The sequence below is a fragment of the Tenacibaculum pacificus genome, assembly GCF_027941775.1.
Taxonomy (GTDB): Bacteria; Bacteroidota; Bacteroidia; order Flavobacteriales; family Flavobacteriaceae; genus Polaribacter; species Polaribacter pacificus_A.
On record NZ_CP115917.1, the window covers coordinates 2252436 to 2267540 of the forward strand.

At 30.3% G+C, this 15105-nt stretch carries 12 protein-coding genes; 7 read left to right on the forward strand and 5 right to left on the reverse strand.

Annotated features, from left to right (window positions below; translation table 11 throughout):
* Window positions 1-80 precede the first annotated feature (80 nt).
* Entirely contained in the window at window positions 81-2207 is a 2127-nt protein-coding gene (locus PG913_RS10265) for a YgiQ family radical SAM protein (RefSeq protein WP_271230623.1), read from the reverse strand.
* A 125-nt stretch (window positions 2208-2332) separates the two neighbouring features.
* On the opposite strand from PG913_RS10265, the gene PG913_RS10270 reads away from it, so the two are divergent.
* The 4 genes from PG913_RS10270 to PG913_RS10285 all read left to right on the forward strand — a co-directional run bounded on the left by PG913_RS10270 (window position 2333) and on the right by PG913_RS10285 (window position 9507).
* Complete coding sequence (locus tag PG913_RS10270) at window positions 2333-4192, forward strand: M61 family metallopeptidase (protein ID WP_271230624.1); 1860 nt, start codon at window positions 2333-2335, stop codon at window positions 4190-4192.
* Between the two features lie 172 nt (window positions 4193-4364).
* Window positions 4365-6857, forward strand: a complete 2493-nt coding sequence (locus PG913_RS10275) for a zinc-dependent metalloprotease (protein WP_271230625.1) — start codon at window positions 4365-4367, stop codon at window positions 6855-6857.
* A gap of 267 nt (window positions 6858-7124) precedes the next feature.
* On the forward strand, window positions 7125-9062 hold the full coding sequence (locus tag PG913_RS10280) for a CocE/NonD family hydrolase (protein WP_271230626.1): 1938 nt from the start codon (window positions 7125-7127) through the stop codon (window positions 9060-9062).
* Between the two features lie 115 nt (window positions 9063-9177).
* A complete protein-coding gene (locus PG913_RS10285; RefSeq protein WP_271230627.1) occupies window positions 9178-9507 on the forward strand; it encodes a hypothetical protein in 330 nt (109 codons plus the stop codon).
* Between the two features lie 15 nt (window positions 9508-9522).
* Here the strand turns inward: PG913_RS10285 and aat are convergent, their stop codons facing one another.
* Window positions 9523-10146 carry a leucyl/phenylalanyl-tRNA--protein transferase gene (gene aat, locus PG913_RS10290; protein ID WP_271230628.1) on the reverse strand — a complete coding sequence of 208 codons (624 nt, stop codon included), beginning with the start codon at window positions 10144-10146 and terminating at the stop codon, window positions 9523-9525.
* A 148-nt stretch (window positions 10147-10294) separates the two neighbouring features.
* Here aat and PG913_RS10295 point away from each other — a divergent pair, with 148 nt between their 5' ends.
* From PG913_RS10295 to PG913_RS10305, 3 genes are all read left to right on the forward strand, one after another.
* Window positions 10295-11851: an NAD(P)/FAD-dependent oxidoreductase gene (locus PG913_RS10295; RefSeq protein WP_271230629.1), complete on the forward strand. Its 1557-nt coding sequence runs from the start codon at window positions 10295-10297 to the stop codon at window positions 11849-11851.
* A gap of 83 nt (window positions 11852-11934) precedes the next feature.
* Window positions 11935-12558 (forward strand): YqaA family protein, encoded by a 624-nt coding sequence (locus tag PG913_RS10300; protein WP_408648488.1) that lies wholly within the window; start codon window positions 11935-11937, stop codon window positions 12556-12558.
* A gap of 24 nt (window positions 12559-12582) precedes the next feature.
* Window positions 12583-12840: a DUF1456 family protein gene (locus tag PG913_RS10305; protein ID WP_271230630.1), complete on the forward strand. Its 258-nt coding sequence runs from the start codon at window positions 12583-12585 to the stop codon at window positions 12838-12840.
* Between the two features lie 60 nt (window positions 12841-12900).
* On the opposite strand, the gene PG913_RS10310 is transcribed toward PG913_RS10305, so the two are convergent.
* The 3 genes from PG913_RS10310 to PG913_RS10320 all read right to left on the reverse strand — a co-directional run bounded on the left by PG913_RS10310 (window position 12901) and on the right by PG913_RS10320 (window position 15075).
* Window positions 12901-13677, reverse strand: a complete 777-nt coding sequence (locus PG913_RS10310) for an NYN domain-containing protein (protein WP_271230631.1) — start codon at window positions 13675-13677, stop codon at window positions 12901-12903.
* 163 nt (window positions 13678-13840) lie between these two features.
* On the reverse strand, window positions 13841-14206 hold the full coding sequence (locus PG913_RS10315; protein ID WP_271230632.1) for a DUF3127 domain-containing protein: 366 nt from the start codon (window positions 14204-14206) through the stop codon (window positions 13841-13843).
* 8 nt (window positions 14207-14214) lie between these two features.
* Window positions 14215-15075, reverse strand: coding sequence for a flavin reductase family protein (locus PG913_RS10320; RefSeq protein ID WP_271230633.1), 861 nt, complete (start codon window positions 15073-15075; stop codon window positions 14215-14217).
* Window positions 15076-15105: the final 30 nt, after the last annotated feature.

The window sequence follows — 15105 nt, forward strand, 5'->3', positions numbered from 1 at the left end:
ACCACATAAAAAAACCTAATGCTTTTACACACTAGGTTTTTTTACTTTAAATATTTTTATAAAACAGATAAGATACTAAACTATCTTCTTCTTTTTTTGTTTTTAGGGGCGCTATATTTTTTAGGTTCTTTCGTATCAGTTTTAGACCCGCCGTTATTTTGACTGTCTTTTGCATTTACTCTAGGGGTTCTATAATTTTTATTTTTACGTTGATTAAAAGGCACTTTTTCATCAAGTTGATTTTTAGTGCTTTTTGTATCTCTTACAGCCATTTTAGGTGATCTGTAATTTTTGCTTTTACGTTGATTAAAAGGAACAGCATCATCAAAAGTATTTTTAGTTTCTTTTGCTCCTTTATTTTTTCTCCACGAATTATTTTCAGGTAATAAAACTTTTAATAAATCTTGTCGTCCTACTTTATTAAGTGTGTTACGAATCCAATCTTTATTTTCTTTTTTATACCAAAAGAAAAATTTATGTTGATCTTCTTTTTCCTTCGCTGTTTTAGGCGTTTTTGTAGGTTTTAAAGTATAAGGATGATATCCACTATAATAAATTACCGTAGCAACCGTCATAGGTGTTGGCGTAAATCCTTGAACTTGCTCTAGCTGAAAACCCATATCTTTTGTTTCGGCAGCTAAATTTGCCATATCTTCTTTTTCACACGCTGGGTGATTCGAAATAAAATAAGGAATTAATTGTAGTTTTAATTTTTTCTTCACATTAATACGATCAAATCGTTCTTTAAACACGTGAAAATATTTAAATGACGGCTTACGCATTAATTTTAAAACAGGATCAGAAGTATGTTCTGGTGCTACTTTTAAACGTCCTGAAGTATGATTTGTCATTACCTCTTCGGTATAGGCATCTAATTCCTTCGGATCTGCATTTTTATTGAATTCTGGCACCAACATATCATGTCTAATTCCACTTCCAATAAATGATTTTTTTACCTTCGGATGCGCATCAACAGCTTTATAAAGGTCTGTTAATGGTTTATGCGAAGTATCTAAATTACTACAAATTACAGGCGAAATACAAGAAGGCGCAACACATTTATCACAAATAGATTGCACTTTTCCTTTCATCTGATACATATTTGCAGAAGGTCCACCAATATCAGATAAATATCCTTTAAAGTCATCCATTTTAGTAACGGTATCGACTTCTTTTAATACCGATTCTTGACTTCTACTAGCAATAAATTTTCCTTGATGTGCAGAAATTGTACAAAAACTACATCCTCCAAAACATCCACGGTGAATGTTTATCGAAAATTTAATCATTTCAAACGCAGGAATTGGTCCACGCTTGTCATATTTTGGATGCGGTAATCGTGTAAAAGGCAAATCAAAAGAAGCATCAATTTCTCCTTCCGTCATTGTCGCACACGGTGGATTAATCATCAATTTCTTATTTCCTACCTTTTGAAAAATACGACGTGCATATAATTTATTCGACTCCTGCTCTATTACCTTAAAGTTAGATGCAAATGTTTTTTTATCCTTTAAACAAGCCTCGTGAGAATTAATTTCTACATCCTCCCAATTTTTATTCTTCGGAACATCTTCATGTTCATCAATAAGAACAGCTGTTTGTTTTATCGTTTTTAAACTAGAAAACGGAACACCTTTTTGTAACAATTCTACAATTTCTCGTAAAGGTTGTTCCCCCATTCCATAAACCAACATATCTGCTTTAGATGTTTCTAAAATAGTTGGTAATAATTTATCAGACCAATAATCATAATGAGTAACACGACGCAATGAAGCCTCGATACCACCAATTAAAACGGGTACGTCTGGAAATTTTTCTTTTAATATTTTTGAATATACTGATGTTGCGTAATCAGGTCTAAACCCTTTATCTCCATTTGGAGTGTAAGCATCTTTATCTCTACGGCGTTTACTTGCCGTATAATTACTAACCATCGGATCCATACATCCGCCCGTTACTCCGAAGAATAAACGAGGTTTTCCTAATTTCTCAAAATCTTGTAAATTATCATTTACACTAGGTTGTGGTACAATTGCTACTCGCAAACCATAACTTTCTAGTATTCGTCCTATTACTGCCGGACCAAATGATGGGTGATCTACATATGCATCTCCACTGAAGAGAATTACATCTAATTCTTCCCATCCTCTTAACTTAACCTCCTTATTTGTAGTCGGTAACCAATCTGAAACTCGTCTTATTCCCACGCCGCCGCAAAGGTACAACGTTTTAGTTGATATTACCAATCTAAAAAAAAGATGTTAAATTTAGTAATAAAAAATGTAACATATCTACTTTTTAAGACACTAATTACACCTAACAAAATATTATCATGAAAAAAATTATATTAGGAATTCTTTCCTTGGCTTTATTAGCTAGCTGTGCTACTTCTAAATCTGTTCAAAACAGCAATCAAACTATTGCCATAAATATCGATTTAAATACTGTTGTTGATGACAAAATAATGGTAGCAGTAAATCCGAAGAAAATAAAAGAAGAAACAATAATTTATAACATTCCTGCAATTGTTCCTGGAACGTATGCAATGAGTAATTACGGAAAATTTGTTTCAGATTTTAAAGCATTTGATTATAACGGAAAAGAATTAGCGATAAAAAAACTAAATGAAAATTCTTGGCAAATTAACAATGCTAAGAATATGGATAAAATATCTTATTGGGTTGATGATACTTTTGATTCAGAAAAAGACCATAAAATTTATGTAATGGCGGGTACGAATATTGAAGAAGGAAAAAATTTCTTATTAAATTTACCTGGATTTATTGGTTATTTTAATGATAAAAAAGAGTTGCCTTATGAGATTTCTATCACGCATCCAACAAACTTATATGAAACCTCATCGCTAATCAATAAAAATACTTCTAAAACTGATAACAGTAAAGATGTGTTTTTAGCACCTCGATATGATGAAATTTCAGACAATCCGATTATGTATGCACCACTTAATAACGTAAACTTTACCGTAAACGGAATTGAAGTAAATTTAGCTATTTATTCGCCTAACAACGCACACAAAGCAACCGATTTAAAGGAAGCTTTAAAAACAATGATGACTGCTCAAACTAACTTTTTGAAGGGTTTTAAAACAACTACTGAATACAATGTTTTAGTATATTTATTTGATCCAGAAATGTATAAATTTCAAGGATACGGAGCTTTAGAACATAGGTCTTCTACAACGGTTGTGTATCCTGAAACAATGAGCAAAGAACAATTTGCAAGCAATATGATTAACGGAACGGTATCACACGAATTTTTCCATATTGTTTCTCCGTTATCTGTTCATTCTGAAGAAATTCATTCTTTTGATTTTAACGAAGCAAATATGTCGGAACATTTATGGATGTACGAAGGAATGACCGAATATTTTGCAAATCTTTTTCAGGTTAATCAAGGTTTAATTTCTGATGAAGAATTTATTAATGAAATGAATTCAAAAATTACTTCTTCATTAAATTATAACGATGCAATGTCTTTTACCAAAATGAGTAAAAACATTTTAGATCCTAAATATGCTAAAAACTATAATAATGTGTATCAAAAAGGCGCATTAATTGGTATGTGTTTGGATATTATTTTAAGAGAAGAAAGTAACGGAACGTACGGAGTTCGAAATATGATGTTAGATTTATCTAAAAAATACGGAAAAAATAAAGCTTTTAAAGATGAAAATATCATTGCTGAAATCGTAAAAATGACTTACCCTTCAGTTGGCGAATTTTTCAAAAATCATGTACAAGGAGCTACGCCAATTAACTACACGAATTACTTTAATAAAGTAGGTGTTAAAAAAGAAACAAAAACTGAAAGAGCAGCTTATTTTATCGATTCAAAAGGACAACCTTTTATTTCTGTAAATAATAATAAAAAAGTTTTCTTTACTAAAAAAACAAACTCAGCATTAATTGCATTAGGTATTAAAGCTGGTGATATTTTAGAAAGTATTAATAATCAAAAAATATCATTAGAAAACATTCGTCCTATTTTAGGAAAAACAATGCAATGGAAAGAAGGTGATAAAATAATGATGGAAGTTTCTAGAAACGGAAAACTGTTAAAATTAGCAGGTAATTACACACAACCAACAACGGAAAGTACTAGTTTAGTATTAGAAAAATTACCTACGAATAATAAAAAAGTAATTTTAAGAAATGCTTGGTTAAAAAACTAAACAATAATTATCATTAGATAATTCACAAAAAAGATAGCTAATTAGCTATCTTTTTTATTTAAAGCTTAAAATTAATACTCTTTTTACCAACAAAATATTTCACTTTAACATTTAATTAATATTTCACAAATAGTAATTTAATAAATTCGATAAATTTTTTTAAAACCAAACTATGACTAAAAAAATATTCTTCCAACTACTTCTTGTGGTTTTTTGCATGAATTTTTCATCCAAAGCAAATGCGCAATGGTTTAAAAAGAAAACGAATAAAAAAGAAATAAACAAAGTAAAACCTAAACCGAATAAAAATGCTATAAAACCTTACAATAAGGTAATTACAAAAAATCATAGTACAGATAACGGATTATTTAAAGTTCATCAAAAAGAACAACAATATTTATTTGAAATCCCAGATTCGTTACTTAATCGTGAAATGTTAATGGTTACTCGAATTGCTAAAACAGCTAGCGGTATCGGTTTTGGTGGCGGAAAACAAAATACACAAGTATTACGTTGGCAAAAAAAACAGAAAAATATTTTACTAAAAGTTGTTTCATATGATGTGGTCGCAGATACCTTGCTTCCTGTTCATAAAGCTGTCGTAAATTCTAATTTTGAACCTATCTTATATTCTTTTCCTATAAAAGCATTTAGCAAAGATTCTACAGCTACTGTAATTGATGTTTCTTCGTTATTTAATACTGATGTAAAAGCAATTGGTTTTCCTCAAAGAAAAAGAAAGCAATATAAAATTTCTAAAATGGATAAAAGCCGTTCTTACATAGAGCGTATTAGTAGTTATCCTAAAAATATTGAAGTTAGGCGTGTAAAAACATACGTTTCTAGCGCAGCTCCTTCTAATAAAAGTGTTGGTGCAGTTTCTATGGAATTAAGTAATTCAATGATTTTATTACCTAAAAAACCGATGAAACGTCGTTATTTTGATGAGCGTGTAGGATGGTTTGCGAGGTCTCAAACAGATTATGGTTTAGACGTTCAAAGAAGTAAATCAGTAAAATATCTTGACAGATGGCGTTTAGAAGTTAAAGATGAAGATATTGAAAAATTTAACAACGGAGAATTGGTTGAACCTAAAAAACAAATTGTTTATTATATTGATAGAGCTACTCCAAAAGAATGGCGTAAATATATAAAACAAGGAATAAATGATTGGCAAGGAGCTTTTGAAGCTGCAGGTTTTAAAGATGCCATTATCGCAAAAGATGCGCCTACAAAAGAAGAAAATCCTGATTGGAGTCCTGAAGATGTTCGTTATTCTGTGGTACGTTATTTAGCTTCTCCTATTCCAAATGCAAATGGTCCTCATGTAAGCGACCCACGTTCTGGTGAAATATTAGAATCAGATATTAACTGGTATCATAATGTAATGACTTTATTACATAACTGGTATTTTATTCAAACTGCGGCAATAAATCCTGATGCTAGAAGTACAAACTTCAAAGAAGAAACTATGGGACGTTTAATTCGTTTTGTTTCTGCTCGTGAAGTTGGTCATACCCTTGGATTACCTCATAATATGGGAAGTTCTGTTGCTTATCCTGTTGATTCTTTACGTTCGGCAACTTTTACTAAAAAATATGGAACAGCACCTTCAATTATGGATTATGCTCGTTTTAATTACATCGCACAACCAGAAGATAAAGATGTTGCTTTAATGCCAAATATTGGACCTTACGATAAATATGCCATCAATTGGGGATATCGCCCAATATTAAATACATCAGCAAAAGAAGAAAAAAAGACTTTAAATAAATGGATTCTTGACAAAGCAGGAAATCCTATGTACAGATTCGGACATCAGCAAGTTGTAAATGTTATCGACCCAAGTTCTCAAACTGAAGATTTAGGTGATGATGCTATAAAAGCAAGTGCTTACGGAATTAAAAACCTAAAACGTATTTTACCAAAATTAGAAGAATGGACTACTAAAGATGGCGAAAATTACGACGAATTAAAAACCATGTATACCCAATTATTATGGCAATTTAATCGATATATGGGACACGTAAGTTCTAATATTGGTGGGGTTTACGAAAACTACAAAACTGCAAATCAAGATGGCGCTGTATATATACACGTTCCTAAAAATCATCAAAAAAATGCTTTAAAATTTGTAAACGAGCAATTATTTGAAACGCCAACTTGGTTATTAGATAAAAATATTTTTGATAAAGTCCAGTTTTCTGGAGCAGATAAACGTATTGGCGAATTGCAAGAAAGAACCTTAAATCGTATTTTAAAAACGGGTAGAATGGCACGTTTAATCGAAAACGAAACTTTAAACGGAGCAAAATCCTACACGCTTGTAAATATGATGCAAGATTTACGCAAAGGAATTTGGAGCGAATTATACACCAATAAATCCATTGATGCATATCGTAGAAATTTACAACGTGCGTATTTAGATCGTTTAGATTTTTTATTAAACAAAGCTAAAAATCAAAAAGGAACAAATAACGGAGGATATTTTAAACAAACGGCGGTAAATATTAGCCAATCAGATATTAAACCTGTTGTTAGAGGTGAATTAAAAAATTTAAAAAGAGATACAAAAAGAGCTTTAAGTGTTGCTAAAAACAACATTTCTCGTTATCATTTACAAGATGTTTTAGATAGAATCGACACAATTTTAGATCCTAAATAAACTAAAAATAATAAAAATGATTTGAAGCAATTTCCCGCTTTCCGCACTCGCTTTTTTTATTTTTTCGAAAAGAAAAATAAAAAAGAGCTCAAACAATTGCTTCAATCGGGGCTAGAAATTTTTACATTTTAAAAAACATAATATTTTAAAATGTAAATCCTATTTTTTAGTAACAATTTTCTAGAAGTTGTATTTAATCAGGTTTTTAAAATCTGTTTTCGTACAACTTCTTTTATTTATATTTACTTTCTAAAATAACCAAACCGCATGAAATTACTTCTTAAATTTTCACTATTTTTTCTACTTATAATAAGTAGTTGTACGCCAAAAAGTACCACTAAAACATCCGAAGAAAAAACACCTGTAAAAAGCACTTATGTAAAAGACAACTTCACTAAAAAAGAAGTGAAAATTACCATGAGAGATGGCGCAAAATTACACACCACTATTTACTCGCCAAAAGACACATCAAAAACATATCCTATTTTATTACAACGAACTCCATATAGTTGTCGTCCTTACGGAAAAGATACTTTCAAAACTAAAATAGCTCCTAACCCTATTTTAATGAAAGAGGGAAATATTGTGGTTTATCAAGATGTTCGTGGTCGTTGGATGAGCGAAGGCGTTTACGACAATATGCGTGCTTACATTCCTAATAAAAAAGCCAAACAAACCGATGAAACTAGCGATACTTTTGATACAATTGATTGGTTAGTTAAAAACACCGCTAACAACAATGGAAATGTTGGAACTTGGGGAACTTCATACCCTGGGCATTATGCTACTATTTCAGCAATTGATGCGCATCCTGCTTTAAAAGCGGCATCTCCACAAGCTTGTATTGGCGATTTCTTTTTTGATGATTTTCATCATAATGGTGCATTTTTACTAAGTTATTTTAATGCGATTCCATTATTCGGAACTTATAAAGATCAGCCTACAGATTCTTCTTGGTATTCTTTTCCGAAGATGAAAACAAAAGACCAATATCAGTTTTTTTTAGATAAAGGACCTTTAAAAAACTTAAATGAATATTTTCAATATGATAAATTAGATACTAAAATAGCTTCTGATAAAAACACCAATAAAGTTGATGATTTTTTCTGGAAAGAAATTGTTGAACATCCTAATTACGATAGCGTTTGGCAAAGCAAAGGAATTATTCAACATTTAAACAGAGTTCCTTCAACAGTAGCAACTATGATTGTTGGTGGTTGGTTTGATGCCGAAGATTTATACGGACCTTTAGAAACGTATAAAAACATTGAAAAGCATCAACCTAATAATTACAATACTTTAGTTTTTGGTCCTTGGGATCACGGTGGATGGTCTCGAAATAAAGTAGCTAGTACAGTTGGAAATTATTATTTTGGAGATTCAATTTCGCTTAATTTTCAAAAAAATATTGAAACTAAATTTTTCAATCATTTCTTAAAAGAAAACGGTTCAAAAAATAGCGGATTACCAGAAGCTTATGTTTTTGATACAGGAAAAAAAGAATGGAAATCATACGATGTTTGGCCTCCTAAAAGTATCAACAAACAATCTTTTTTCTTATCAGAAAATCAAGAATTAACTGCGGATAAAAAAGGAAATTCGAAAGTACAATTTGTAAGTGATTTGAAACATCCTGTTCCGTATTCTGAAGATATAAAAACTGTTTTCACACCAAGAAAATACATGACCGATGATCAGCGTTTTGCTGCTCGAAGACCTGATGTTTTGGTTTTTCAAACAGAAATTTTATCCGAAAATTTTACTTTAGCAGGAGATATTTTAACAAAATTAAAAGTAGCAACAACGGGTTCAGCTGCCGATTGGATTGTAAAAGTTATTGATGTGCATCCTTCTGATATCAAAAATGATAATAAAGATATGCAAACGCATTTAAAACTAAGTAATTATCATATGATGGTTCGTAGTGAAGTGATGCGTGGGCGTTTTAGAAATAGTTTTTCAAAACCTGAACCCTTTACTCCAAACAAAAAAACAGCCGTAAATATTAAATTACAAGATGTTTTTCACACCTTTAAAAAAGGACACAAATTACAAATTCAAGTGCAAAGTACGTGGTTTCCTTTAATAGATTTGAATCCGCAAACATATGTAGATAATATTTATAAAGCTGATAAAAAAGATTTCAAAAACCAAACTCACACTGTTTTTTCAGATTCTAGTATTGAATTTTCTGTGTTAGAATAATCTACTTTAAAACATACATTTTTATATAAACCTCGTAATGAAAGTTATGGGGTTTTGTTTTTTTGTTTAGTTAGTTTTTATGTAGGTAATTAATTAACTTAGCTTCTAAAAAATTATGACCAAAAATTTATATATTAAAGATGAAATTATTTTGTGTACATATATCGCTAGATATGGAAAAGAAGAAATCGATGAAATTGATATTCAAAAAATAACAAACCGCTCAGCAGCTTCTATAAAAATGAAAATACAAAATATTACTTCAATGTTAGATGAAGAAGGTTTTGATACAAGTCCTAATATTTCTAAATTAACAGGTAAACCAGAAGATTTAAAAGGAAGAAAAACTAATTGGGATATTGTAAGTAATTTAACTAAACTAACTAAAAATGATTTTTTAGTTAAATGTGAAAATATAATTTCAAATCAAGTAAAAACTATTTAATCCTTTATAATATAACTACAAAAATTTTAAAAAATCATTTCTATCAATTTCACGAGCACCTAAACTTTCTAGGTGCTCGTTATGAACTTGGCTATCTATTAATTTATATCCGCAGTTTTTAGCCAAGTGAATAAACGCAACTTTACTCATATTACTGGCTTTACTAAACATACTTTCGCCACAAAAAACACCATTTTTTAAATCGATACCATACAAGCCAGCGACTAAAATATCATCTTGCCAAACTTCTATCGATTTTGCAATTCCTTTATTGTGTAAATTGATATATGCATTTTCCATATCATCAGTAATCCAAGTTCCTAACTGGTCATTTCTGTGGATATGTCGGCAATTAAAAATCACTTCTCGAAAAGCTTTATTCTCTGTAATTACAAAATTTGCTTTACGTAAAACTTGTTTCATCGATTTTGAAACTCTTACCTCAGCAGGAAATAAAACCATACGTTCTGGCGGAGCATACCAAACAATTGGTTCGCCCTCATTAAACCATGGGAAAATTCCATTTTTATAAGCAAACTCCAAACGTTCTGCCGATAAATCGCCTCCAAATGCCAAAACTCCTTCTTCATTTGCAAATTCATACGGTGGAAATACTATTTCTTCAGGTAACCAAATCATCTAAAAAACACTTATAAATATTAATAAACAACACAAATATAGTGTAGTTATCAACAGTACGAATCAAAAAATAAAAACCTTAGCTTGATTTTTTATAATTCTTATCAAAATAAAAAGGTATCAATTCAAATTTCCATAATTTTGCAAAATGGTAAAAGAACTTCAACTACGCGTTAATTTAATAGAAGAAAAGAAAGCTGATATTTTAAAAAAGAAAGCTTCTAGAAAATTAGGAATCGATATTTCAGATATAACTACGGTAAAAGTATTGCGTAAATCTATTGATGCACGTAAAAAAGATATAATTTTCAACTATAAAGTAGCTGTTTATATAAATGAAAATTTACCCGAAAAACCAGATTATATTTTTGAATATAAAGATGTTTCTAACGCTAAAGAAATTCATATTATTGGTTTTGGTCCTGCAGGAATGTACGCCGCACTTCGTTGTATCGAATTAGGTTATAAACCGATTGTTTTAGAACGTGGAAAAAATGTACAAGATCGTCGTAGAGATTTACGTGCTATTAATCAAGAGCATTTTGTAAATGAAGATTCTAATTACTGTTTTGGTGAAGGTGGTGCAGGAACGTATTCTGATGGAAAATTATATACCCGAAGTTTAAAACGTGGTGATGTTCGTCGAATATTTGAAAACCTTGTATATCATGGTGCTGCTGAAGATATTTTAATTGATGCGCATCCGCATATTGGAACAAATAAACTACCAAAAATTATTCAGAATATTCGTGAGAATATTTTAAAATATGGTGGAGAAGTTCATTTTGATACTCGTGTTACCGATTTTGTTATCAAAAATAGTAAAATACAAGCTATTCGATTAAAAAATGGAAATGAAATGACCGTTAATTCTGTAATTTTAGCAACAGGTCATTCTGCAAGAGATATTTACGAATTACTAGATAAAAAAGATATTTTATTAAAAGCAAAATCATTTGCAATGGGTGTTCGTGTTGAGCATCCGCAGGAAATTATTGATCAAATTCAATACAGTTGTGATGGTCAAAGAGATGAATTGTTGCCTGCCGCAGCTTATAGTTTAGTACAACAAGTAAATAACAGAGGAGTATATTCATTTTGTATGTGTCCTGGTGGATTTATTGTACCAGCTGCAACTGCAAATGGTGAAGTTGTTGTAAATGGAATGTCTCCATCTCGAAGAAATAATAAATTTGCAAATTCAGGAATTGTTGTTGAATTAAATATTGATAAAGATTTTAGAAAATATGAAAATTTTGGTGCTTTAAAAGGATTAGAATTTCAAAAAGATTTAGAAAAATTAGCTTTTAATGCAGGAGGTAAAAGTCAAGTTGCACCAGCACAACGTTTAACTGATTTTGTTGAAGGTAATTTATCATCATCATTAAATGAAACTTCTTATCAACCTGGGTTAAAATCATCGCCATTGCACTCGTTACTTCCAAAAATAATTGGAGGTAGATTACGTAAAGGGTTTGATGCTTTTGGTAAAAAAATGCACGGATATTATACAGCGGAAGCAAATATTATAGGGGTTGAATCTCGTACTTCATCTCCAGTTAATATCCCTAGAAAAGAAAATTTAGAACATCCGCAGTTAGATGGTTTATATCCTTGTGGTGAAGGTGGTGGTTATGCTGGTGGAATTATTTCAGCAGCTATGGACGGTGAGCGTTGTGCTGAAGCAGCTATCGCAAACTTATAATTAACAATATTTCTATTGATTTATCTGTAATTACCTTGTATTTTTGTCGTCTAAAAAGGCTTAGATAATTAAGCAACTATAAAGTGAAGAAAAAAAGAATCATAAAAAACAAAAAACCACACGTAAAACGTTTACACGTTTATTATCAACGTACTGGTTTTTACATGTTTATTTGGGAAAGTTTAAAAGCAGCTTTTTTACCGATAGTAATTGCTGTTATAGCTGTATTTTTATTTAATAGATATGTTTATAATATTAATGACGGCTTACAAATAGTAACAGAAACGTTTTCTAGACTAGGAATTTTAACTACTTTTTTCGTTTCAGAAACAATATTAGGATTAATTCCACCTGAAATTTTTATTGCTTGGTCCAAGAAAACAGCAGACCCAATTTTAAATTTATCACTTTTAGCAACTTTATCATATTTAGGAGGATTAACGGCATATTTTATAGGAAGAGCTTCTTTAAAAATTAAATCGATAAAAAACTATCTAGAAGTTAAAATGGCTAAAAACCTTAAAAACACAAGCAAGTGGGGAGGTATTTTAATTTTAGTAGGAGCATTATTGCCCTTGCCTTTTGCTATTAGTTGTTTAACGGCTGGTATGATTAAGTATCCGTTTAAAAAAGTAGTACTTTTTGGGCTATTTCGTTTTTTACGCTTTGCTATTTATGCTTGGGCTATTTTCAGTATGGTTAATTAAATTAATATTATTAAAAACAAAATTATGGGAGGCTTATCAAACAACGATATATTTAAAAAATTAAGAGTAGCACACAAATTACGTGATACTGATATTGTTGAAATTTGTGCTTTAGTAGATTTTAAAGTTTCTAAAGGAGAATTAGGAGCACTTTTCAGAAATGAAGAACATCCTAAATACATGGAATGTGGTGATCAGATTCTTAGAAATTTTTTAAATGGACTAGTAATTCACTTAAGAGGTCCAATGCCTCCTAAGAAAAAAGTAGAACCGACAAAATAACTTACAATAAAAAACCTTCTGATTTCTCAGAAGGTTTTTACTTTTTTAAATACGTTATAATTATGTAGCTTTTTTATCTTTTATAGAAATCGTAGAATTATCGGTATGATAAATCATTTCAAAATCGGTATTTAAAGCACTAAACATGGTATTAAAGTTTTTATATCCATACTTTTTAGAATCAAAATCAGGATCTAATTGCTTAATTGACTCTGCTAATTGACTTAGTAAAACTTCTTCATTTTCTTGCTTAACTACAGATAAAGCATACCTAAGAAAAGGAATATCTATTTTTTGTGTTTTTTTAATTTTTTCTTTTTTCTTCTTTTTAGACTTCTTATTTTTTGATTTTTTTAAAATTTCTTCAGATACTTCTTCGGGTGATTCTTCAGGTACTTCTTTTTTAAAACTTTCTGTAAACGTAAAAATATCACAAGCATTAGTAAATGATTTTGGCGTTTGTTTTTTACCAACTCCTATTACATTTAGTCCACTTTCTCGTATTCTATTCGCAATTCCAGTAAAATCACTATCACTTGAAACAAGACAAAAAGCATCAATTTCTTCTCTGTATAAAATATCCATTGCATCAATAACTAATGCAATATCTGTAGCATTTTTACCTTTGGTATATGCAAAATTCTGAATTGGTTTAAGGGAGTAAAGACTAAGTTTTTCTTTCCATTTTTTCATTCGATTTCCAGACCAATCACCGTAAATTCTCTTGATAGTTATTCTGCCATATTTTGATATTTCTTCTGTGATGTTTTGTAAATATTTAGCTTCAGCATTATCACCATCTATTAACGTGGCTATGTTAATGTTTCTTTTTTTCATAAACTTATTTCGTTCTATTTCTATTTTTTTTCAATGCCCGAATACATCTTTAAATATAGAAAAAGAAATAATGAAATACTTAATTTAATAAAAAAATTAAAATTTTATCCAAAAAAAAGAGCGCATATAGCGCTCTTTTTTCTTACTTTTTATAAACCTTTGATTAAAAAGGTAAATCGTCTGGTTCGTTTGCAGATAAGTCTGGTGCTTGTTGAAAACTATCGACAGGTGGTACATTTTGAGGTGCCCCTTGTGCTAAACTCTCAATTCTCCATCCTTGAATAGCGTTAAAGTATTTTGCTACTCCTTCAGGATTAATCCACTCTCTACCTCTTAAGTTAATAGATACTTTTACATCTTGACCAACAGCATAACTATTTAAAAGATCACATTTATCCTGTACAAATTCGATTAAAATCATTTGAGGATACTGCTCATCTGTAGTTACAACTAATTCACGTTTTCTAAATCCGCTAGCTCCAAATGTTTGCGCTTCGTTAATTAATTTAATCTTTCCAATAACTTCCATATTCTTATCTATTTAATTAAAAGCACTTTCCAAGCACTTTCTACATCATTATTCTTTAAATACTGCTGTGCAAATGTATGTTTTTTTTCAATTGTAAGCGAAACATATTTTGGATGTTCTTTGGCAAAGTTATTAACAGCTTCTTCATTAGGTAATTGTGATACATTACCAAGCATTCCTAAATTATTACCTGTTAAAACAGTACTATTTCTAATTTCTGAAGGAATTTTATCTACTCCTATTCCTAATGTTGAAATTGGCTTAGCTATTTCAAAAAAACCATCTTTTGCACGTGTATAATAGCTTCCTCCTGCCCTAGCTACTAAATCTATTTTATGCTGATCAATACTTCCATCTTCGGATAAGATATTTTCATTGATGTGTAATTTAACTACTTCACAAATAATTAAATTCCCAGCTCCTCCTTCGTTTCCTGTATAAATAATATCTGTTACTTTACATTCAAATTGCACAGGCGATTCTGCTACTCTAAAAGGTGCTATTTTATCCGAAGGTAACATTGTAAAACCTGCTTTTTCAAACTCATTTATTCCTTTAGGATACATCGCACTACTTAATGACATTTGCTGTACAATATCATAATTAACCACATTTATAACCACTTCTTTTGTTTCTTCGGCATTTTCTAAGGTATGCTTTTTCGTATTGTCTCTTACACTTCTGGCTGGAGAAAAAATTAACATTGGCGGATTTGCTCCAAAAACATTAAAAAAACTAAAAGGTGATAAATTAGGATTTCCAGCAGCATCCATAGTACTTGCAAAAGCAATAGGTCGTGGCGCTATGGCACCTAATAAATAACTATGTAATTTTGATACTGATAATTCTTTAGGATTTAATGATAACATATTATTTTTTAATGTAAATATACTACGCTT

Coding starts and splice junctions, on each gene's coding strand:
- aat (WP_271230628.1), bottom strand. CDS start 10,146: ATGATTTGGTTACCTGAAGAAATAGTATTTCCACCGTATGAATTTGCA.
- PG913_RS10305 (WP_271230630.1), top strand. CDS start 12,583: ATGGGAGGCTTATCAAACAACGATATATTTAAAAAATTAAGAGTAGCA.
- PG913_RS10315 (WP_271230632.1), bottom strand. CDS start 14,206: ATGGAAGTTATTGGAAAGATTAAATTAATTAACGAAGCGCAAACATTT.
- PG913_RS10280 (WP_271230626.1), top strand. CDS start 7,125: ATGAAATTACTTCTTAAATTTTCACTATTTTTTCTACTTATAATAAGT.
- PG913_RS10275 (WP_271230625.1), top strand. CDS start 4,365: ATGACTAAAAAAATATTCTTCCAACTACTTCTTGTGGTTTTTTGCATG.
- PG913_RS10285 (WP_271230627.1), top strand. CDS start 9,178: ATGACCAAAAATTTATATATTAAAGATGAAATTATTTTGTGTACATAT.
- PG913_RS10320 (WP_271230633.1), bottom strand. CDS start 15,075: ATGTTATCATTAAATCCTAAAGAATTATCAGTATCAAAATTACATAGT.
- PG913_RS10295 (WP_271230629.1), top strand. CDS start 10,295: ATGGTAAAAGAACTTCAACTACGCGTTAATTTAATAGAAGAAAAGAAA.
- PG913_RS10310 (WP_271230631.1), bottom strand. CDS start 13,677: ATGAAAAAAAGAAACATTAACATAGCCACGTTAATAGATGGTGATAAT.
- PG913_RS10270 (WP_271230624.1), top strand. CDS start 2,333: ATGAAAAAAATTATATTAGGAATTCTTTCCTTGGCTTTATTAGCTAGC.